Source organism: Chromobacterium sphagni, assembly GCF_001855575.1.
In the GTDB taxonomy this organism is placed as follows: Bacteria; Pseudomonadota; Gammaproteobacteria; order Burkholderiales; family Chromobacteriaceae; genus Chromobacterium; species Chromobacterium sphagni.
On record NZ_MKCS01000001.1, the window covers coordinates 1,433,567 to 1,452,494 of the forward strand.

Below are 18,928 nucleotides of genomic sequence, written 5' to 3' on the forward strand. Positions count from 1 at the left end.
CGTGGCAAGGGGTATCCCTGTTGATTGCGGCAGCATAGCAAAATCATGGGGCGAAGTGGCTGTCCGGCCAGGACAGCCATCCGCATGGCCAGGGCGCAGGGTTTACAGCGCCAGCGCCAGCGCCGCGGTGGCCAGCATGGCGAAGGCGCAGGCCACCTTGGCCACCGCGCCGACGATGAAGCCGATGAAGGTGCCGATGCCGACCTTGCCCGCCTGGAAGGCGTCCTTGCGGACGATGAACTCGCCTATCACCGCGCCGAGCAGCGGCCCCAGAATCACGCCGGCCACGCCGAAGAACATGCCGACCAAGCTGCCGACGAAGGCGCCCCACAGCGCCTGGCGGCTGGCGCCGCTGGCCTTGGCGCCCATCAGGCCGGCGACGAAGTCTATCAGCAGGCCCAGCGCCGCCAGCACTGCGAGTATGGTCAGGCTGATCGGGCCCAGATGCTGGAAATTGTCCAGCCAGGACGCCAGCAGCATGCCGCCGAACAGCAGCGGCAGGCCGGGAATGGCCGGCAGCACGGTGCCGGCCAGGCCGGCCAGCATCAGAGCGACGGCCAGCAGGTAGCCCAGCATGATCATCATTTGTCTTCCGGCGGCTGGGCGGTGTACGACTCCAGCAGCTGGCGTTGCGCGCAGTGCGGTTTGCCGCGGCTGCTGCGGCGTTTGTAGCTGCCGTCCGACTGCATGTCCCAGCTGTTGACGTTGTCTTCCAGATACATCCGCAGCGCCTCCTTGATGATGCGGCGCTTGAGCTTGCCATCGATGATGGGCACGCAGGTTTCGATGCGGCGGAAGAAATTGCGGCTCATCCAGTCGGCGCTGGACATCAGCAGGTCTTCCTTGTGGTCGTTGTAGAAGTAGAACACGCGCGGGTGTTCGAGGAAGCGGCCGACGATGGAGCGCACGCTGATGTTGTCGGACAGCCCCGGCACGCCCGGGCGCAGCGCGCAGACGCCGCGCACGATCAGCTGGACCTTCACCCCGGCCTGGCTGGCGCGATACAGCGCGTGGATCACCTGCGGCTCCAAGAGCGAGTTCATCTTGGCGATGATCTGCGCCGGCTTGCCGGCCTGGGCATGCTCGGTTTCGCGCTCGATCGACTGCATGATCATGCTGTGCAGCGTGAACGGGCTCTGGAACAGCTGCTTGAGACTGCTGGCGCGGCCCAGGCCAGTGAGCTGGACGAAGATGTCGTTGACGTCGCTGGCGATCTCCTCGTTGCAGGTCAGCAGGCCGAAGTCGGTGTACATCCGCGCGGTGCGCGGGTGGTAGTTGCCGGTGCCCAGGTGCACGTAGCGGTGCAGTCCGTGTTCCTCGCGCCGCACCACCATCAGCATCTTGGCGTGCACCTTGTAGCCGATCACGCCGTAAATCACGTGGGCGCCGGCGTCTTCCAGCCGGCTGGCCCAGCTGATGTTGGCTTCCTCGTCGAAGCGGGCCATCAGTTCCACCACCACCGTCACCTGCTTGCCGGCGCGGGCGGCGGCGATCAGCGATTCCATCAGCACCGAGTCGGTGCCGGTGCGGTACACCGTCATCTTGATCGCCACCACGTGCGGGTCGGTGGCGGCCTCGGTGAGGAAGTCGATCACCGGCTGGAAGCTCTGGTAAGGGTGGTGCAGCAGGATGTCGCCTTTGCGGATGGCCTCGAACAAGTGGGCCCTTTTTTGCAGCGGCGGCGGCAGGCTGGGGCTGAACGGCGTGAATTTCAGGTCGGCGCGGTCCACCAGATCGGGCACCTGCATCAGCCGCACCAGGTTCACCGGGCCGTTGACGCGGTAGACGTCGCGCGGCTGCAGATTGAACTGGGTGAGCAGGAAGGATTCCATGTGCTGCGGGCAGGTGTCGGCGATTTCCAGCCGCACCGCGTCGCCGAACTGGCGCTGGCGCAACTCGCCCTGCAGCGCGGTGCGCAGGTTCTTGAAGTCGTCGTCGTCCACCGACAGTTCGCTGTCGCGGGTGACGCGGAACTGGTAGCAGCCCTTCACCGTCATGCCGGGGAATAGCTCGTGCACGTGGGAGTGCAGGATGGAGGACAGGAACACGAAGCAGTGCGGGCGGCCGTCGCAGACGTCGGCCGGCAATTTGATCACCCGCGGCAGGATGCGCGGCGCCTGCACGATGGCGGTGCCGGAGGCGCGGCCGAAGGCGTCGCGGCCCTCCAGCTCCACGGTGAAGTTCAGCGACTTGTTCAGCACCTTGGGGAAGGGATGGGACGGGTCCAGGCCGATGGGCGTCAGGATGGGCATCAGTTCGCGGAAGAAGAAGGCCTCCACCCAGTCCTTCTGCTGCTGGGTCCATTCGCCGCGGCGCAGGAACACGATGCCTTGCTCGCGCAGCGCCGGAAACAGCACCTCGCTCATCACCGCGTACTGGTCGCGCACCAGCTGGTGGCTGGCGCGCGCCACCTTGGCCAGCGCCTGCTCCGGCGTGCAGCCGTCCGCCAGTACGCGCTCAGGCGTGGCGTGGGCGGCGTCTTGCAGCCAGGCGACGCGCACCTCGAAGAATTCGTCCAGATTGGAGGAGACGATGCAGAGGAACTTCAGGCGCTCCAAGAGCGGCAGGTCCGGGTCTTCCGCCTGGGCCAGCACCCGGCGGTTGAATTCTATCAGTCCCAGTTCGCGGTTCAGCAGCAAGTCTTGCGGTTGTGACATACGATGTGCGAGCCAATATTACGGTGATTGGAAACAATAAAGCCCTCGCTTGGAGGGCTTGGCAAGTCGTTTAGTTCTGCGGCGGGGTGTAGCCGGCCGGCGCGTCGGCGCCCTGGCCGAAGAAGTACGCGTCCAGCTGCGCGGCCAGGTACTGGCGGGCGCGGGCGTCTGCCAGGCTGAGGCGGTTTTCGTTGATCAGCATGGTCTGGTAGCGCAGCCAGCCCTGCCAGGCTTCCTTGGAGACGCTTTCGTACACGCGCTTGCCCAGTTCGCCCGGCAGCGGCGGAAAGTCGAGGCCTTCGGCTTCGCGGCCCAGCTTGACGCAATTGACGGTTCTGCTCATGGCTCTATCCTTGCTCTTGAATTCTGAATTGGCGTTAACGGGCTATTCTGTCACATAGCCCGCGTCCTTCCAACCGTGGCGGCATCATGGCCGCCGCCGGTTACAGCTTCTTTACAAATACCTTGGAGCGGCGCTGGTAATTGTAGAACTGCTGTCGCGACAGCGGCAGCGAGTTCTTGTCGGCCTCGGCGAAGCCGCGCTCGACAAACCAGTGCGAGGTCTGGGTGGTAAGCACGAACAGCGACTGCAGTCCCTGAGTGCGCGCCTGGTATTCGACGTGGCGCAGCAGCATCTCGCCGAAGCCGCCGTCGCGTTTGGCCGGCGATACCGCCAGACAGGCCAGTTCGGCGGTGTCGGCTTCGGGGAAGGGGTGCATCGCCACGCAGCCGTAGATCTTGCCGTCATGCTCCAGCACCGCATATTCGCCTATCTCCACTTCCAGCCGCTCGCGGCTGCGCCGCACCAGCACGCCTTGCTCTTCCAGCGGGCGGATCAGCGCCAGGATGTCGCCGACGTCGTCGATGCTGGCGTTGCGTACCCGCACCAAGGGATCGCGCGCGATCATGGTGCCGTTGCCGCCGCGGGTGAAGTGCTCCAGCAGCAGCGCGCCGTCTTCGTGGCGGCTGATCAGGTGGGCGCGGGGTATGCCTTCGCGGGTGGCGCGTATGGTGTATGGCAGGTAGGCCGCCACGTCTTCCGGCAGGCTGCCGGCTTCCAGCAATTGCTCCGCCTGCAAGGCGGTGAGCGAACTGATCAGTTGGCCGTCCTGCTCCACCGCGCCGCGGCCTTCCACCACGAAGATCAGTTTTTCCGCCTTCAGCGCGATGGCGGCGTGGGTGGCCAGCTCTTCCATGGTCAGGTTGAAGCTTTCGCCGGTCAGCGAGTAGCCTACCGGAGTCAGCAGCACCAGTTCGCCCTGGTCCAGCCGCTGGCGGATGGCGGCGGCGTCCACCCGCCGCACTTGGCCGGTGTATTGCATGTCGACGCCGTCCAGCACGCCCAGCGGCTGGGCGGTGACGAAATTGCCGCCGGCCACCCGCAGGTGGGCGCCGTACATCGGCGAATGAGGCATGCCCATCGACAGCCGGGCTTCCACGTCGTGGCGGGTAGCGCCCGCCGCCTGCTTGACGATGTCCATGGTGGCGGCGTCGGTGACGCGGCGGTCGCGGTGGAACAGGCGGGCGATGCCGTGGCGCTTGAGCAACGCCTCGATCTGCGGGCGGATGCCGTGTACCAGCACGATGCGCACCCCGAGGCTGACCAGCAGGTTGATGTCCTGCGCCATGCTGGAGAAGTCGCCGTCCAGCAGGCTTTCGCCGCCCAGGGCCAGCACGAAGGTCTTGCCGCGGTAGGTGTTGATGTAGGGCGCGGCTTCGCGGAAGGTGAGAACGAACTCGCGGGTGAGCATAAGGGCAGACTCCGGCCACTCGATAGGGAATAACCAATAAGAATATCAGGATTGGGCCTGCCGCGGGCGCGCGGCTGGCGCGGCATGCAAAAATGCCGCCAGGCGGGGCCTGGCGGCATCGTGTATGTGAAGCCGACGCTCAGTTGGCGCGTTTTTGCAGGATTTGCTGCACTTTCAGCACATTGAGAGCCTGCGACAGCTGGTAGTCGTTCTTCGGGCTGGGGTCGCGCGGGCCAAACTGGCTGCCGTCGTCCGGGGCCGGCGCGTCCTTGCCCTTTTCCTGCGGGGACGGAGGCGGAACCAGCTTGGGCGCCGGTTTGGCGGCCTTGGCCGGCTTGTCGTCGCCGTTGGGATTGGCCAGGTGGTTTTCCAGATCGGCCTCGCGCACGCGCAGCGCCTGGTCGGCGGCGGTGAGGGTGGCGTCTTCCACCACCACGTCCGGCACGATGCCCTTGGCCTGGATCGAGCGGCCGCTAGGCGTGAAGTAGCGGGCGGTGGTCAGCTTGATGCCGCCTTGGCTGCCCAGCGGCAGGATGGATTGCACCGAGCCCTTGCCGAAGGTCTGGGTGCCCACCAGCACCGCGCGCTTCTGGTCTTGCAAAGCGCCGGCGACGATTTCCGACGCCGAGGCGGAGCCGCCGTTGACCAGCACCACCATCGGCACGTTGCGGGCATCGGCCGGCAGCTTGGCCAGCGGATCGCTGCCGCCGGCGCCGGCGTAGTTCTGCAGCGTGGCGGTCAGGCGCATCTTGGCGTCCGGCGTGCGGCCCTCGGTGTAGACCACCAGCTTGTCCTTGGGCAGGAAGGCAGCGGCCACGCCGACGGCGCCGTTGAGCAAGCCGCCCGGGTCGTCGCGCAGGTCCAGCACCAGGCCCTTCAGCGGCTGCTTGTTGTCCTTGTACAGTTTCTGCAGGCCGGCGGCCAGGTCTTCCGCGGTGTGCTCCTGGAACTGGGCGATGCGGACATAGCCGTAGTCCGGTTCCAGCATCTTGTACTTGACGCTCTTGGTCTTGATGACGGCGCGCGCCAGCGTGAACACCAGCGGCTTAGCTTCATTCTTGCGGGCGATGGTCAGCGTGACCTTGCTGCCCGGCTTGCCGCGCATCTTCTTCACCGCGTCGTTCAGCGACAGGCCGCGCACCGGCGTGTCGTCGATCTTGATGATCAGGTCGCCGCTCTTGATGCCCGCCTTCTGCGCCGGGGTGTCCTCGATCGGGGACACCACCTTGACCAGGCCGTCCTCTGCGCCGATCTCGATGCCCAGCCCGCCGAATTCGCCCTGGGTGCCTTCGCGCAGCTCCTTGAATTCTTCGGGGTCCATGTAGTCGGAGTGCGGGTCCAGACCGGTGAGCATGCCCTTGATGGCTTCGTCGATCAGCTTCTTGTCCGTCACCGGCTCGACATAGCTTTGCTTGATCAGGCTGAACACCTCGGCGAAGGTGCGCAGTTCACCCAGCGGCAGCGGCGAGGCCTCCTTGTCGGCCAGCGCCTGCATGCTCAGGGTCAGTACGCCACCGGCCATGGCTCCTGCCACCAACCAGGCGATTTTCTTCATTCTTTGGCTGCTCATGCTGTGCAAATTCTCCGTACCCGGCACCTTAGCGTGTCCAGGCCTGCGGGTTGAGGGGGCGTCCGAGGTGCCGGATTTCAAAGTACAGTCCGGCATCCCCATTGTCCAGTGTTCCTGTGTTGCCGAGTGTTTCACCGGCCTTTACGCTGCCGCCCGACGATTTGGCGATGGCCGACAGGCCGGTGTACACCGTCATGTAGTTGCCGCCGTGGTCGATGATCACCGCCTTGCCGAAGCCGCGCAGCTCATCCGCATATACTACCGTGCCATCGGCCACGCTGTGTACTGGCTGGCCGCTGGCGGTGCGAATAAAAACGCCTTTCCAGGCGGTGCCTTCGCGGCGCATCTTGCCGAAGGCGCCGGCGATCTGGCCGGCCACCGGCATTTTCATCTTGCCTTGCAGGCTGGCGAAGGCGCGGCCGGCGGCGCTGTCGTCGGCCACGTCGTCGATCTTTTCTTCCTTCTCCGCCTTCACCACCACCGGTTTCTTCGCTTCTTCCGGCACTGGCTTGCCCTGTTTCTTGGCGTTTTCCGCCAGTTTGCGGCGGCGCTCGTTTTCCTTGCGCGCGGCCTCGCGGGCGGCTGCCAGCTTGGCCTTGCGCGCCTCGGCCGCTTTGCGCGCGGCTTCCGCGCGGCGGCGCTGGATTTCGCGGTTGATCTGGGCGATCAGGTTGGACAGATGCTTTTCGTCCTCCTGCAGCTGGGTGAGCTTGCTCTGTCCTTGCTTGATTTCGCCGGATACCTTGCTCAATTGCTGCTGCTGCTGGCTTTTGTCTTGCTCCAGCTCGGTTTTTTCCTGGGCCTTGCGGCTGGACAGGTTGTTCAGCCGCGCCAGCTCCTGCTCCAGCTGGGCCGACAGCGCTTGCAGTTGCTTTTGCTGCGCGACCAGTTGCTGCGCCAGCTGCTGGTCGGCGCGGGCGATATGCTGGTAGTAGGCGAGGTCTCGCGAACTTTGATTGGGGTCGCTGTCGTTGAACATCAGCTTCATCGCGTCGTGCTGGCCGTTCTTGTATTGGCGAACCAGCATCTGGCCGACGCGTTGGCGTACTTCGGTCAGGCTGCGGCGGCTTTTCTCGATCTGCGCGTTCAGGTCGGCCAGCTGCTGCGCCGAGCGGTTCTGCTGCTGCTCCAGCGTGGCCAGCGTCTGCCTGGTCTGGCTGATCGCCTGTTCCGATTCTTTAATGGCGGATTGCGCTTCCTTCTGCACCGATTGTTTCTGCGCCAGGTCCTTTTTCAGGCTGTCGATCTCCTTGCGCACGTTTTTCAGATCCTGCTGGTGCGGCGCGGCGGACAGGGCTGAGGACGAGGAACTGGTGTCGGCTGCTTGAGCGGTTCCGGCCAGCAGGGCTATCAGGAGGTAGCGTTTCATTCCCTGGTTTTCTTTCGCTTGGGGAAGCGGCGGCGGCCATGCCAGGCATGGCCGCCGCCTGTCGGGGCGATTATTGGAAGTCGATCAGCGATTGACCGGTCATCTCGACCGGTTGTTCCACGCCCATCATCGCCAGCAAGGACGGCGAGATGTCGCGCAGCGAACCGCCGTCGCGGATCTTCGCCGGGCGGCCGATATACAGGAAGGGCACCTTGTTGGTGGTGTGCTGGGTGTGCGGCTGGTGGTGCTCGCCGTCGTACATCTGCTCGCAGTTGCCGTGGTCGGCGGTGATCAGCACTTCGCCCCCGGCCGCCAGCATGGCTTCGACGCAGCGCTCTATGCAGCCGTCCAGCGCCTCCACCGCCTTCACCGCGGCGTCGAAGATGCCGCTGTGGCCCACCATGTCGCCGTTGGCGTAGTTGCAGAAAATGGCCTGGTACTGGCCGGACTGGATCGCCGCGACGATCTGGTCGGTGACTTCGCCGGCGCTCATTTCCGGCTGCAGGTCGTAGGTGGCCACCTTGGGCGAGGGCACCAGGATGCGGTCTTCGCCCGGGTAGACTTGTTCCTCGCCGCCGTTGAAGAAGTAGGTGACGTGCGGATATTTCTCGGTTTCGGCGATGCGCAGCTGCTTCATGCCCTGGGCCGACAGGTATTCGCCCATGCCGTTGTGGATCTTCTGCGGCGCGTAGGCGGTCGGCAGCGCGCTGTAGGCCTCGCCGTAGCTGGTGAGAGTGGCGAAATAGCCGAAGCCGGGTTGGCGCGCCTGGAAACCGTCGAAGGCCGGGTCGGTCAGCGCGGTGGTCAATTGGCGGGCGCGGTCGGCGCGGAAGTTCATGAACAGCACCGCGTCGCCGTCTTGGATCTTCACCGGCGCGCCGATGCCGGTGGCCTTGACGAATTCGTCGTTCTCGTCACGGGCGTAGGCGGCCTTGAGCGCTTCCAGCCCGGTTTCGGCGTGGAACAGGCCTTCGCCTTCCACCAGCAGCCGGTAGGCCGGCTCCACCCGTTCCCAGCGCTTGTCGCGGTCCATCGCCCAGTAGCGGCCGGTCACGGATACCAGCCGCGCGTTCGGGCATTCGGCCAGTACCGCGTCCAGGCGCTTGAGGTAGGTTTCGGCGCTGCGCGGCGGCGTGTCGCGGCCGTCGAGAAAGGCGTGGACGTGGATGTTGGGCACGCCGGCGGCCTGGGCGGCGCGGATCAGCGCGTGGATGTGGTTTTCATGGCTGTGCACACCCCCGTCGGATAACAGGCCGAGCACGTGCAGAGCCGAGCATTGAGCTTTGCTCATGGCTTGTTGCAGTGTGTCATTGTTTGCGAAACGCCCGTCCTCGATGTCGCAATCGATGCGGCTGATGTCCTGCTGCACGATGCGGCCGGCGCCGATGTTGAGGTGCCCCACTTCGGAGTTGCCGAACTGGCCGGAAGGCAGTCCGACAAAGTTTTCCGAGGCGTTGATGGTGCCGTAGGCGTAGCGCTGGCGCAGTCGGTTCCAGTTGGGCATGTCGGCGTGCAGGATGGCGTTGTCGTCGCCTTCCATGCGGTGGCCGAAGCCGTCGAGGATTAATAGCAACACCGGTGTGATTGATTTCATGGCATTCGCATTCAGAATATTAGAAAACCTTGATAGTATCGGATTTTGCCGATACTATAGTCCCGCAGTCAAATCAATAAAATGACGCTACATTAGGAGAAAAGCTTTGCTGTTCAACGACGACCAGATCGAACAGACATCCCGGGCGATGAAGGCCATGTCGCACCCGCTGCGTCTGAAGATCATATCGGTGCTGGAAGACCGGGAAGTGAGCGTGCAAGACATTGTCGAGCAGGTTGGCACCTCCCAGAGCAATATTTCCCAGCATCTCGCCATTATGCGGGACAAGGGGGTTTTGCGCACGCGCAAGGATGCCAACCGCGTCTACTACCGGGTGGGAGACATCCGCACGCTGGAAGTCTTGCGGATGATGCGCGAAGTCTTCTGCGGCTTCGGGGAGTAAGTGCCCAGAATCCATGTAGAAAAAGCCGCGTTTCGCGGCTTTTTCTACATGGGCTTTGCTCAGCGGCGTTCCGGCTTGCGCTTGATGTACAGCGTCTTGTGCACGGTGGCCACCAGCTCGTCGCCGCTATCGCGTATCTCCACCTTCATTTCAGGCAGATACTTGTCGCCCCCGGCGGTCTGCGCGCGGATGTCGCGCAGCATTGCGTCGCTCAGGTTGAAATGCGCGCGCACCAGGCCGCGGCCGGGTTTAACGTATTCGATGCGGCCTTCCTTGTCCCAGACATAGTAGTCGCTGCCCAGCTGGCGCAGCAGCATCAGCATGTAGAATGGGTCGGTCATCGCGTACAGGCTGCCGCCGAAGTGGGTGCCGACGTAGTTGCGGTTGCCGAATCCCAGTTTCAGCCTGACTTCGGCCTGGCGGAAGTCAGGCGACAGGCGGTGGACGCGGATCCCGGCGCCGAGGAAGGGCGGCCACAGGTTGAGCAGCAGCTTGATCAGCCAGATGGGCAGGTTCATGATAGCGATTCAAACGATTGTTTGGATGATGCTATCGTCGACAAAGGCTTGATCGATGTCAATGCCGGCTTGCAGGAGTCCGCCTGGGAACCTGAAAATTTATCCACAAGAATCGCGGAATAACCTTGTGGATAAGTTGAGGCATTCGCCGGTGGCAGCGGCTTTCGCTGGTTCTTGCCCAAAAAAGCGGCAGCCGGCGCTAATTTTTGCCGGCCAGAGGTTGCCTCACCGCGATTGAGGTAATAAAGTCTGACGTTTGTATCGACTACGGAGACAGCTTCCTGTGTGGGCTATCGTTGAAGCGGCCGGCTGGCCGATCTGGACTATTCTCGCGGCTTCAGTCGTGTCTTTGGCGATCATCCTAGAGCGCCTGTTCAGCCTGCGCCGCGGCGTCGTGGTGCCCGAAGGCCTGTTGGCGCAGACCTTGCAGGAATACCGCCGGGTGGATTTGCGCGATGAGCTGATGCGGCGCTTGCAGCAGCACTCTCCGTTGGGACGCCTGTTCGCCGCCGGGCTGCGCAATGTCAGCGGCAGCCGCGAGGTGATGAAGGAGTCGATTGAGGATGAGGGCCGCCAGGTGGCTTACCAGTTGGAGCGTCTGCTGACCACGCTGGGCACCATCGCCGCCATGTCCCCGCTGCTGGGCCTTTTGGGCACCGTGATCGGCATGATTGAGATCTTCGGTTCGCAGAACGGCAGCGGCGCTAATCCGCAGCAACTGGCGCACGGCATCTCCGTCGCCTTGTACAACACCGCCTTTGGCCTGATCGTAGCGATCCCCAGCATGATGTTCTATCGCTTCTTCCGTTCCCGCGTGGACGGCTTGCTGGTGGAGATGGAGGCGCAGGCTATCAAGCTGGTGGAAGTGGTGCACGGCGAGCGCCGGAACGGGAACTGAGCATGAACTTTCGTCGCGGCCGCGGCCGGGAAGAGCCGGAGATCAACTTCATCCCGCTGATAGACGTGCTGTTGGTGATCCTGATCTTCCTGATGGTCACCACCACCTATTCCCGCTTCTCCGAGCTCAAGATCAATCTGCCCAGCGCCCAGGGCGAGCAGTTGAAGAACAAAACCATCGAGATCCGAGTCGCGGTCGCCGCCGACGGCGCGATGGCGGTGGACGACGCCCGGCTGGCAAGAGGCGACAAGGCCGGCCTGCTGGCCAGGCTGAAGGCCGCTGCCGCGGGCAAGAGCGACGTGGTGGTGGTGGTCAATGCCGACGCCAACTCCACCCATCAGTCGGTGATCACGGTGATGGAGGCGGCGCGCGAGGCCGGGCTATCGCAGCTGACTTTCGCCACCCAGAATCTCAAGCCCTGAGCGGGCGGACCCCATGAACGCATGAATCTGATCGAGCAACACTGGTACCGGCCGCGAGGCTGGTTGACAGCCCTTCTGGCGCCGCTGGAAGGGCTTTTTGCGCTGCTGGCCGCCGGCCGGCGGCAGGCGTTCCGCCGAGGCTGGAAAAAGCGCGAGACGCTGCCGGTTCCGGTGGTGGTCATCGGCAACATCAATGTCGGCGGCGTCGGCAAGACGCCGCTGACGCTGGCGCTGCTGGCGGACTTCGCCGCGCGCGGCGTGAAGGCGGGCGTGATCAGCCGCGGTTACGGCGGCAGCGCCGGCCAGCCCACCGAGGCGCTGCCGGACAGCGACCCGGAGCTGGTGGGGGACGAGCCTCTGCTGCTGGCGGCTGCCGGCGCGCCGGTGGTGGTGGGGCGCGACCGCGTCGCCGCCGGCCGCCGTCTGCTGGCCCTGCATCCCGACATCCAGCTGATTCTTAGCGACGACGGTTTGCAGCACTACAGGCTGGCGCGCGATCTGGAAATCGTGGTGCTGGACGGCCGGCGCGGCGTCGGCAACGGCCATCTGCTGCCCAACGGCCCCTTGCGCGAGCCGCTGTCGCGCTTGCGGACGGTGGACGCGGTGGTGGTCAACGGCGCGGGCGCCAGTCTGGCGCTGCCGGCTGGCCTGCCGCGTTTCGACATGACGCTGCGCGCCGGCGCTTTCCATGGTCTGGGCGACGCTTCCCGGACACGGACCGCGGCGGACTTTGCCGGCTTGCGGGTGGCGGCGCTGGCCGGCATCGGCCATCCGCAACGGTTTTTCCATACGCTGGCAGGGCAGGGCATTGCGGTGGCCAGCGAACTGTCCTTTCCCGATCACCATGCTTTTTCCGCCGCCGACATTCCGGCCGCCGCCGACGCGGTGATCGTCACCAGCAAGGACGCGGTCAAGCTCGCGCGCGTGCTTCATGACGCGGCGCAGCGTGCTAGACTATGGGTTTTGCCGGTTCAGGCCACCTTGGCGCCTGAGCTGGGCGACTGGATACTCACCCGCTTGAAGATGGAACATGGACGCTAAATTTCTGGAAATCCTGGTGTGCCCGCTGTGCAAGGGACCGTTGGTGTTCGACAAGAACAAGGACGAACTGATCTGCAAGGGCGACCGTTTGGCCTTCCCGATCAAGGATGGCATCCCGATGATGCTGGAAGCGGAAGCGCGCGAGCTGCCGCCGGAAGAAGAAGTCAAATGACAGGCTTCATCGTGGTGATCCCGGCGCGGATGGCTTCCAGCCGCCTGCCGGGCAAACCGCTGGCCGACATCGCCGGCAAGCCGATGGTGGTGCGGGTCGCCGAACAGGCGGCGAAAAGCCGCGCCGGGCGCGTGATCGTGGCCGCCGACCACTCCGACATCCTGGCCGCCTGCGCCGCGCACGGCGTGGAGGCGGTGCCGACGCGCGAAGACCACGCCAGCGGCACCGACCGCCTGGCCGAGGCGGCCGCCAAGCTCGGCCTGGCTGACGACGCCGTCGTGGTGAATGTGCAGGGCGACGAACCGTTGATCGAGCCGGCGCTGATCGACCGTCTGGCCGATTTGCTGGACACGGCGGGCGACGCGCCGATGGCGACGCTGGCGCATGAGATCCACGATGCCGCCGACCACTTCAACCCCAATGTGGTGAAAGTGGCGCTGGACAAGCACGGCCGCGCGCTGTATTTCAGCCGCGCGCCCATCCCTTACGCCCGCGACGCCTACGCCGCCGATCGCAGCGTATTGCCCGCCGGTCTGCCGGCGTACCGCCACATCGGCATGTATGGCTACCGCGCCGGATTCCTGCGCGCCTATGCCAGGCTGGAGGCCGCGCCGTTGGAACAGTACGAGGCGCTGGAACAATTGCGCGTGCTCTGGCATGGTTATGCCATCATGGTGGCAGTGGCGAGCGAGGCGCCGGCCGCCGGAGTCGACACGCCGGAAGACCTGGAACGGGTGCGCCGGCTGTTGGGCGCCTGAGGGCTAAAAGAATTCATAAATCAAACAAACTGGAGTCATGTACATGCGATTGATCCTGTTGGGCGCTCCGGGCGCCGGCAAAGGCACCCAGGCCAACTACATCCGCGAAAAATTCGGCATTCCGCAAATCTCCACCGGCGATATGCTGCGCGCCGCGGTCAAGGCCGGCACGCCGTTGGGCCTGGAGGCCAAGGCGATCATGGATGCCGGCGGCCTGGTGCGCGACGACATCATCATCGGCCTGGTCAAGCAACGCATCGCCGAGGCAGACTGCGCTAACGGCTTCCTGTTTGACGGTTTCCCGCGCACCATCCCGCAGGCCGAGGCGATGATCGCCGCTGGCGTGGACATCGACTACGTGGTGGAGATCGACGTGCCGGACGCCGCCATCGTCGAGCGCATGGCCGGCCGCCGCGTGCATTTGTCTTCGGGCCGCACCTATCACATCGTCTTTAATCCGCCGAAAGCGGCCGGCAAGGACGATGCGACCGGTGAAGACCTGGTTCAGCGCGACGACGACCGCGAGGAAACCGTGAAGAAGCGCCTGGCGGTGTACCACGAACAGACCGCCGTGCTGGTGGGCTTCTATGGCAAGCTGGCCGCCGCCGGCGATGCCAAGGCGCCCAAGTATGTGAAGATCGACGGCACTCGCGCGGTGGAAGCCGTGCGCGACGAGGTGCTGGCGGCGCTGGGCGCCTGATTCCGGCGCTCACGATTTCGGTCAAAGCGGGCGCGGCCCGCTTTTTCGCTTGCGCAAAGCGCTGGCGGCGGAGCGGCAACAGGCGGACAATTGAACCCTGGAGGCCGCGGGGGGCTCCAAACCGCTTTATGATGTCAGGCCGGAAAGACGGACCGGCTCAAGGATAAATCATGTATCACGGGGAACGTTTCAACGGCTATTCCCACTTGGCCGGCACTTTGCTGGCGGTAGCCGGACTGGTGGTGCTGGTGGCCGAGGCCGCGATGCAGGGCGATCCATGGAAGATCGTCAGCTTCAGCCTGTACGGCGGCACGCTGGTGGCGCTGTACCTGATCTCGACGCTGTACCACAGCCTCACTGGACGGGCCAAGGCCATCCTGCAGAAGTGCGACCACTCGGCGATCTATCTGCTGATCGCCGGTAGCTACACTCCGTTTGCGCTGGTGACTCTGCGCGGGGCCTGGGGCTGGACGCTGTTCGGCCTGAGCTGGGGCCTGGCTTTGTTCGGCATCGCGCAGGAGCTGACCCTTGGGCGCCGTACCCGGCTGCTGTCCATGATCCTGTACGTGGTGATGGGTTGGCTGGTGCTGATAGCGATCAAGCCGCTGATCGATGCGCTGGCGCCGGGCGGCCTGTTCTGGTTGGGGCTGGGCGGCCTCTTGTACAGCGTGGGCATCTACTGGTTTCTCAACGACGAGAAGATCCGCCACGGCCACGGCATCTGGCACCTGTTCGTGTTGGGCGGCAGCATCTGCCAGTATGTCTGCGTGCTCAGGTACGTGGCCTGACGCGCAAGGCGGCGCAAGCAAGAACGGCAGCCGGATGGCTGCCGTTTTGCATGGGGCGCTCGGGACTACTCTTGCTGCGGCACCGGCAGACGCTTCTCGTTGACCAGCCGCGTCAGCGCTTCCACTACATGTGGATCGAACTGGCTGCCGGCGCGGCTGCCTATGTATTTCATCGTCTCCTCCATGCTCCAGGGCTCCTTGTACGGGCGCTTGTTGAGCAGGGCGTCGAACACGTCCACCACCGCGACGATGCGCGCGGACAGCGGAATATCCTGGCCGGCGAGCTGGCGCGGATAGCCTTTGCCGTCGAAGTGCTCGTGGTGGCCGCCGGCGATTTCCGAACCCAGCGACAGATAACTGGTGCCTTCCACCATGCGTGCGGATTTGTCCAGTATCTGCGCGCCTATCGGGGCGTGCTGCTCCATCACCGTGCGCTCTTCAGGATCGAGCTTGCCGGGCTTGAGCAGGATGCTGTCGGGAATGGCCACCTTGCCGATGTCGTGCAGAATGCTGGCCATGCCCACCATGTCCATGAACTCGCGCGTCATCAGTTCCGGATAGTGGTTGCTGTCCCGCATTTCCTGCGCGATGGCGTCGGTCAGCTTCTGCACCCTGAGCACGTGGTCGCCGGTGTCGGTGTCGCGGAATTCCGCCAGGTCGGCCAGCGCCACCACCGTGGCCTCCTGCGCGCTGCGCAGCTGGTTGTACAGGTAGAGATTGTCGTAGGCGGCGGAGATGCGCTGACAGAATACGTCCAGCAAGTCGCACTCCACGCTTTCCAGCGGCCATTGCGGCATGAAGTGCACCGCGAATTCGCGCCGGTTGCGCGAGGCGATGTATAACACGTCGTAAGGGTGCTGGAAGATGCTGCGCTTTTCGCTGAACACGCGCTGGATGATTTCTGCCAGCTTGGGTTCGCTGGAGAGATCGCCGGCTTCGGCCAGGTATTCGTAGGAGCCGGACACCGCCAGGATTTCCAGTTCCGGCCGGCCGCTGTGGTTTTCATTGCGCACGCACAGGATGCCGTCGGTGCCGATGTCGAGCAAAGCGCTGATCTGGCGCAGCACGCCGGAGGCGAACTCGCGCAGCGAGTGCAACTGGTAGAGGTCGGACGCGCTCTCCAGAATCTTGGCCAGGCCCTGGCGGTTCTTTTCCAGCGACACCATGTTCTCGTAGGCGCGCAGCGAGGCGATGGTGGTGGTGAACAACTTCTGGGTGGTGAGTTCGGTCTTGGTCTTGTAGTCGTTGATGTCGTAGTTGAGGATGACTTCCTGCTCCGGCGCCTGGCCGGGTTGGCCGGTGCGCAGCACGATGCGCACCACGCCGTTGGAGAGCTCCTGGCGGATGCGGTGCACCAGCCTGAGGCCGGCATCCTCGCTTTCCATCACCACGTCCAGCATGATCAGCGCGATGTCGGGATGTAGCTGCAATTGCTGAAAGGCTTCGCCGCCGCTGTAGGCGCTGATCAATTCCAGCGGCCTTTCCTTGTAGCTGATGCCGCGCAGCGCGATGCGGGTGGCGGTGTGCACGTCCTTTTCATCGTCGACGATCAGCACTTTCCAGGGCTTGCGCTGTTCCGAAGGGCGAGCGCTGGCTTCATTGTCGCTTTCGCTGTCGTCCAGCAACCAGTTGTCTTCATCCGGAGGCAATGTATCGCTGCTCATGCCACATTCTCCTTGTGCTGGACGGTGGGGGCGATGCAAGGCATTTCCAGCGTGAAGCGGGTGCCTTGCTCCTGCTCGCTGTGTACCTCGATATTGCCGCCCAACCGTTGCCGTACGATGTTGTAGACGATGTTGAGGCCAAGTCCGCTGCCGCCGCTGCCGCGCCGGGTGGTGAAGAACGGTTCGAAGATCCTGCCCAGGTTTTCCGGTGCGATGCCCTTGCCGTTGTCGCTGATGTTCAGCGACACGTGCTGGGCATCGTTGCGATGAGCCTCGATGACGATATTGCCAGCAATTTCGCCGCCTTCATAGCCGTGAACCAGCGCGTTGACCACCAGGTTGGTCAGCACCTGGGCCAGGGCGCCCGGATAGCTGTCCAGCAGGATGTCCTCTTCGCACTGGATATCGATCCCCACCTTCGTGTGCTTGAAGCGCGGCTTGAGGCTGGTGATCACTTCGTTCAGGTAGTCGTGCAGGTGGAAGCTGCGCCTGGCTTCGCTGGTCTGATCCACCGCCACCTGCTTGAAGCTGTGGATCAGGTTGGCGGCGCGTTCCGAATTGGCCAGTATCAGTTCACAGCATTCCTGCGCGGTTTCCAGATAGCTCTGGAAATCGCTCTTCTTGACGTTGCCGCTGTCTAGCTTGCCGGTGATGTGCGAGGTGGCGGTGCCCAGGTGCGAGGCGGCGGTGAGCGTGATGCCCACCGGTGTGTTGATCTCGTGGGCCACGCCGGCCACCAGGCTGCCCAGCGATGCCATCTTCTCCGCTTCCACCAGCGTTTCCTGCGTCGCCATCAACTGGCTGTAGGCCAGTTGCGCCTTTTCCTTTTCCTCCCGGGCCACGGTCTCCGCGGCGGTGCGCTTGACCAGGTCGGCGGCGGTGCGGGCGACGATGCGGTTGAAGCCGTTGACGATGGCGCCGATTTCGTCGTCCGCCAGGTGGGTGATCTGGGCGCCGGTGGCGTCGGGCGCGCGGATGGCGGTGTTGAGCGCCTGTTGCAGGCGCGACAGCGGCTGGAAGATGAAGCGTTGCAGGTTGAACGACATGATGAAGAAGATCATGCCGTCCAGCAGCACGATCTGGGCGACGATGGTGATCAGGTGCTGGTCTTCGCGGGCGCGCAGCGCGTCATGCGACAGATAGACCGTGGCGGTGCCCAGATGCTCTTTTCCCTGATAGATGATGGGGATGCTGAGCATGTCGTCAACCTTGGGCCGTTCGTTGGGCAGCATGTCGCGCAGATTGCCGCCGCTGTCGCGGGTGCGGCCCAGGTTGAGCCCGCTTTCCCCCTTGACGTTGATGGCGATCACCGAAGGCCAGCTTAATTCGCTGTCTAGCGCCAGGCGCACATTTTCGTCGTCCAGCTGCCAGATGCCGTGCGGCAGCGACAAGGACAGGCGGGATTGCACTGCGGCGCGCTGAGTCTGGAAGTCGCTCTGGTCTATGCTGTAGTCATGAAGATAGAAATACAGCCCCGTGCTGCCCAGAATGGTGGTGATCCACGCCATCAGCCATAGCATTAACCTTGTCTTGATGCTTTTCATGGTGCCTGTTTGTTCGTGCCCTCTCAGTGAATCGTAGGCAGAGCGGGACGGAATTGCCATGATGGATCCAATACAGTTTCTTGCGAGTCGTTAACGCCGCTGCTGCCGGCCTCTGGGCGGATCAGTTGGAACCTTCCGCGACCGGGCGCGGCAGCGCGCGCCGCAGCGGCAGCTTCTGCACCGCCAGGCCGCCCAGAATCAGCGCCAGGCCCAGCAGGGTTGAGGTCAGGATGGCTTCGCCGATGATCAGGTGGATCAGCAGCAGCGACAGCAGCGGCGACAGAAAGATCAGATTGGCGATGCTGGCGGTGCTGCGGGTGAGCTTCATCGCCGACAGCCATAGCACGAAGGTGAATCCCATCTCCAGCGCGCCGACGTAGGCGGCGCCGGCCAGCCCCTGCCAGGAGGGGATTACGAGCTGGCCGTGCCAGGCGCACCAGACCAGGCTGAGGGGCAGGCTGAAGGCGAAGTTCAGCGTCAGGCCCAGCACCGGTTCGCGGCGGTCGCGAGTGTTGAAGATCCAGTAGCCGGCCCACAGCAGGGTGGAGGCCAGCGCCAGCAGCACGCCCTGCCGGCTGGAGAAGTGCAGTTCCAGCAATTGGCCGCGGGTGCCGATCACCAGCACGCCGAGATAGCAGATCAGCGCGGCGGCGGCGTCGAGTGGGTGCAGCTTCTGCCGGAGCAGCGGCACCGCCAGCAGGGTCATGGTCAGCGCCCAAGTGTAGTTGATGGCCTGGGCTTCCTGCGCCGGCAGCAGCGCATAGGCCTGGAACAGCACCAGATAGTAGGCGAAGGGGTTGACCGCGCCGAACAGCAGCGAGCTTTTCCAGTGACGGCGCAGCGCGGCGGGGAGCTCCGGCAGGCGGCCCTGCCAGGCCAGGATGGCCAGCAGGGAGAGCAGCGAGGCGATGCTGGCGTACAGCACCAGTTGCATCGGGCTAAGGTGCTGCAGGCTGAGTTTGAAGGCGCTGGCGACGGTGGACCAGGCCAGGACGGCGCCGAGGCCGAAGGCGTAGGCTTTTTTTTGTGATGACAAGTCGGGTCTCCGCGAGGTGGGGCTGCCCGATCCATCTTAAACA

The 18,928-nt window shown here is 64.2% G+C and carries 19 protein-coding genes; 8 read left to right on the top strand and 11 right to left on the bottom strand.

The features are described from left to right. Positions 1 to 102 precede the first annotated feature (102 nt). From BI347_RS06905 to gpmI, 7 genes are all read right to left on the bottom strand, one after another. Positions 103 to 582: a DUF456 domain-containing protein gene (locus tag BI347_RS06905; protein WP_071116359.1), complete on the bottom strand. Its 480-nt coding sequence runs from the start codon at positions 580 to 582 to the stop codon at positions 103 to 105. Then, positions 582 to 2,657, bottom strand: a complete 2,076-nt coding sequence (gene ppk1 / locus BI347_RS06910; RefSeq protein ID WP_071115573.1) for a polyphosphate kinase 1 — start codon at positions 2,655 to 2,657, stop codon at positions 582 to 584. The genes BI347_RS06905 and ppk1 overlap by 1 nt, the downstream gene beginning before the upstream one ends. A gap of 70 nt (positions 2,658 to 2,727) precedes the next feature. Further along, positions 2,728 to 3,000 (bottom strand): oxidative damage protection protein, encoded by a 273-nt coding sequence (locus BI347_RS06915; protein WP_043574441.1) that lies wholly within the window; start codon positions 2,998 to 3,000, stop codon positions 2,728 to 2,730. A gap of 100 nt (positions 3,001 to 3,100) precedes the next feature. Then, the gene (argA, locus tag BI347_RS06920) at positions 3,101 to 4,408 is read right to left on the bottom strand and encodes an amino-acid N-acetyltransferase (RefSeq protein ID WP_071114568.1); all 1,308 of its coding nucleotides are present in this window, start codon (positions 4,406 to 4,408) and stop codon (positions 3,101 to 3,103) included. Positions 4,409 to 4,547: 139 nt separating this feature from the next. Continuing rightward, on the bottom strand, positions 4,548 to 5,963 hold the full coding sequence (locus BI347_RS06925) for a S41 family peptidase (protein ID WP_071114569.1): 1,416 nt from the start codon (positions 5,961 to 5,963) through the stop codon (positions 4,548 to 4,550). 43 nt (positions 5,964 to 6,006) lie between these two features. Continuing rightward, on the bottom strand, positions 6,007 to 7,347 hold the full coding sequence (locus tag BI347_RS06930) for a murein hydrolase activator EnvC family protein (protein ID WP_071115574.1): 1,341 nt from the start codon (positions 7,345 to 7,347) through the stop codon (positions 6,007 to 6,009). Positions 7,348 to 7,417: 70 nt separating this feature from the next. After that, positions 7,418 to 8,941, bottom strand: coding sequence for a 2,3-bisphosphoglycerate-independent phosphoglycerate mutase (gene gpmI / locus BI347_RS06935; RefSeq protein ID WP_071115575.1), 1,524 nt, complete (start codon positions 8,939 to 8,941; stop codon positions 7,418 to 7,420). A 106-nt stretch (positions 8,942 to 9,047) separates the two neighbouring features. On the opposite strand from gpmI, the gene BI347_RS06940 reads away from it, so the two are divergent. Then, positions 9,048 to 9,344: an ArsR/SmtB family transcription factor gene (locus BI347_RS06940; RefSeq protein WP_043574449.1), complete on the top strand. Its 297-nt coding sequence runs from the start codon at positions 9,048 to 9,050 to the stop codon at positions 9,342 to 9,344. Positions 9,345 to 9,403: 59 nt separating this feature from the next. Here the strand turns inward: BI347_RS06940 and BI347_RS06945 are convergent, their stop codons facing one another. Further along, a complete protein-coding gene (locus BI347_RS06945) occupies positions 9,404 to 9,862 on the bottom strand; it encodes a DUF4442 domain-containing protein (RefSeq protein ID WP_071114572.1) in 459 nt (152 codons plus the stop codon). Between the two features lie 343 nt (positions 9,863 to 10,205). Here BI347_RS06945 and BI347_RS06950 point away from each other — a divergent pair, with 343 nt between their 5' ends. The 7 genes from BI347_RS06950 (at position 10,206) to trhA (ending at position 14,641) form a co-directional block, all read left to right on the top strand. Then, complete coding sequence (locus tag BI347_RS06950; RefSeq protein WP_338032373.1) at positions 10,206 to 10,760, top strand: MotA/TolQ/ExbB proton channel family protein; 555 nt, start codon at positions 10,206 to 10,208, stop codon at positions 10,758 to 10,760. 2 nt (positions 10,761 to 10,762) lie between these two features. After that, entirely contained in the window at positions 10,763 to 11,182 is a 420-nt protein-coding gene (locus tag BI347_RS06955; protein ID WP_071114574.1) for an ExbD/TolR family protein, read from the top strand. A 21-nt stretch (positions 11,183 to 11,203) separates the two neighbouring features. Then, positions 11,204 to 12,223, top strand: coding sequence for a tetraacyldisaccharide 4'-kinase (gene lpxK, locus BI347_RS06960; protein WP_071114575.1), 1,020 nt, complete (start codon positions 11,204 to 11,206; stop codon positions 12,221 to 12,223). After that, a complete protein-coding gene (locus tag BI347_RS06965; protein WP_071114576.1) occupies positions 12,213 to 12,395 on the top strand; it encodes a Trm112 family protein in 183 nt (60 codons plus the stop codon). The genes lpxK and BI347_RS06965 overlap by 11 nt, the downstream gene beginning before the upstream one ends. Further along, positions 12,392 to 13,153: a 3-deoxy-manno-octulosonate cytidylyltransferase gene (kdsB, locus tag BI347_RS06970; protein WP_071114577.1), complete on the top strand. Its 762-nt coding sequence runs from the start codon at positions 12,392 to 12,394 to the stop codon at positions 13,151 to 13,153. The genes BI347_RS06965 and kdsB overlap by 4 nt, the downstream gene beginning before the upstream one ends. A gap of 43 nt (positions 13,154 to 13,196) precedes the next feature. After that, on the top strand, positions 13,197 to 13,853 hold the full coding sequence (gene adk, locus BI347_RS06975) for an adenylate kinase (protein WP_071114658.1): 657 nt from the start codon (positions 13,197 to 13,199) through the stop codon (positions 13,851 to 13,853). A 170-nt stretch (positions 13,854 to 14,023) separates the two neighbouring features. Continuing rightward, positions 14,024 to 14,641 carry a PAQR family membrane homeostasis protein TrhA gene (gene trhA / locus BI347_RS06980; RefSeq protein ID WP_071114578.1) on the top strand — a complete coding sequence of 206 codons (618 nt, stop codon included), beginning with the start codon at positions 14,024 to 14,026 and terminating at the stop codon, positions 14,639 to 14,641. A 65-nt stretch (positions 14,642 to 14,706) separates the two neighbouring features. On the opposite strand, the gene BI347_RS06985 is transcribed toward trhA, so the two are convergent. The 3 genes from BI347_RS06985 to BI347_RS06995 form a co-directional block, all read right to left on the bottom strand. Beyond that, positions 14,707 to 16,305 carry a DUF3369 domain-containing protein gene (locus tag BI347_RS06985; RefSeq protein WP_071114579.1) on the bottom strand — a complete coding sequence of 533 codons (1,599 nt, stop codon included), beginning with the start codon at positions 16,303 to 16,305 and terminating at the stop codon, positions 14,707 to 14,709. Next, positions 16,302 to 17,825, bottom strand: a complete 1,524-nt coding sequence (locus BI347_RS06990) for a sensor histidine kinase (RefSeq protein WP_095210852.1) — start codon at positions 17,823 to 17,825, stop codon at positions 16,302 to 16,304. Before BI347_RS06990 ends, BI347_RS06985 begins: the two co-directional genes overlap by 4 nt. Before the next feature lie 145 nt (positions 17,826 to 17,970). After that, positions 17,971 to 18,885 (bottom strand): DMT family transporter, encoded by a 915-nt coding sequence (locus BI347_RS06995; RefSeq protein WP_071115576.1) that lies wholly within the window; start codon positions 18,883 to 18,885, stop codon positions 17,971 to 17,973. Positions 18,886 to 18,928 lie beyond the last annotated feature (43 nt).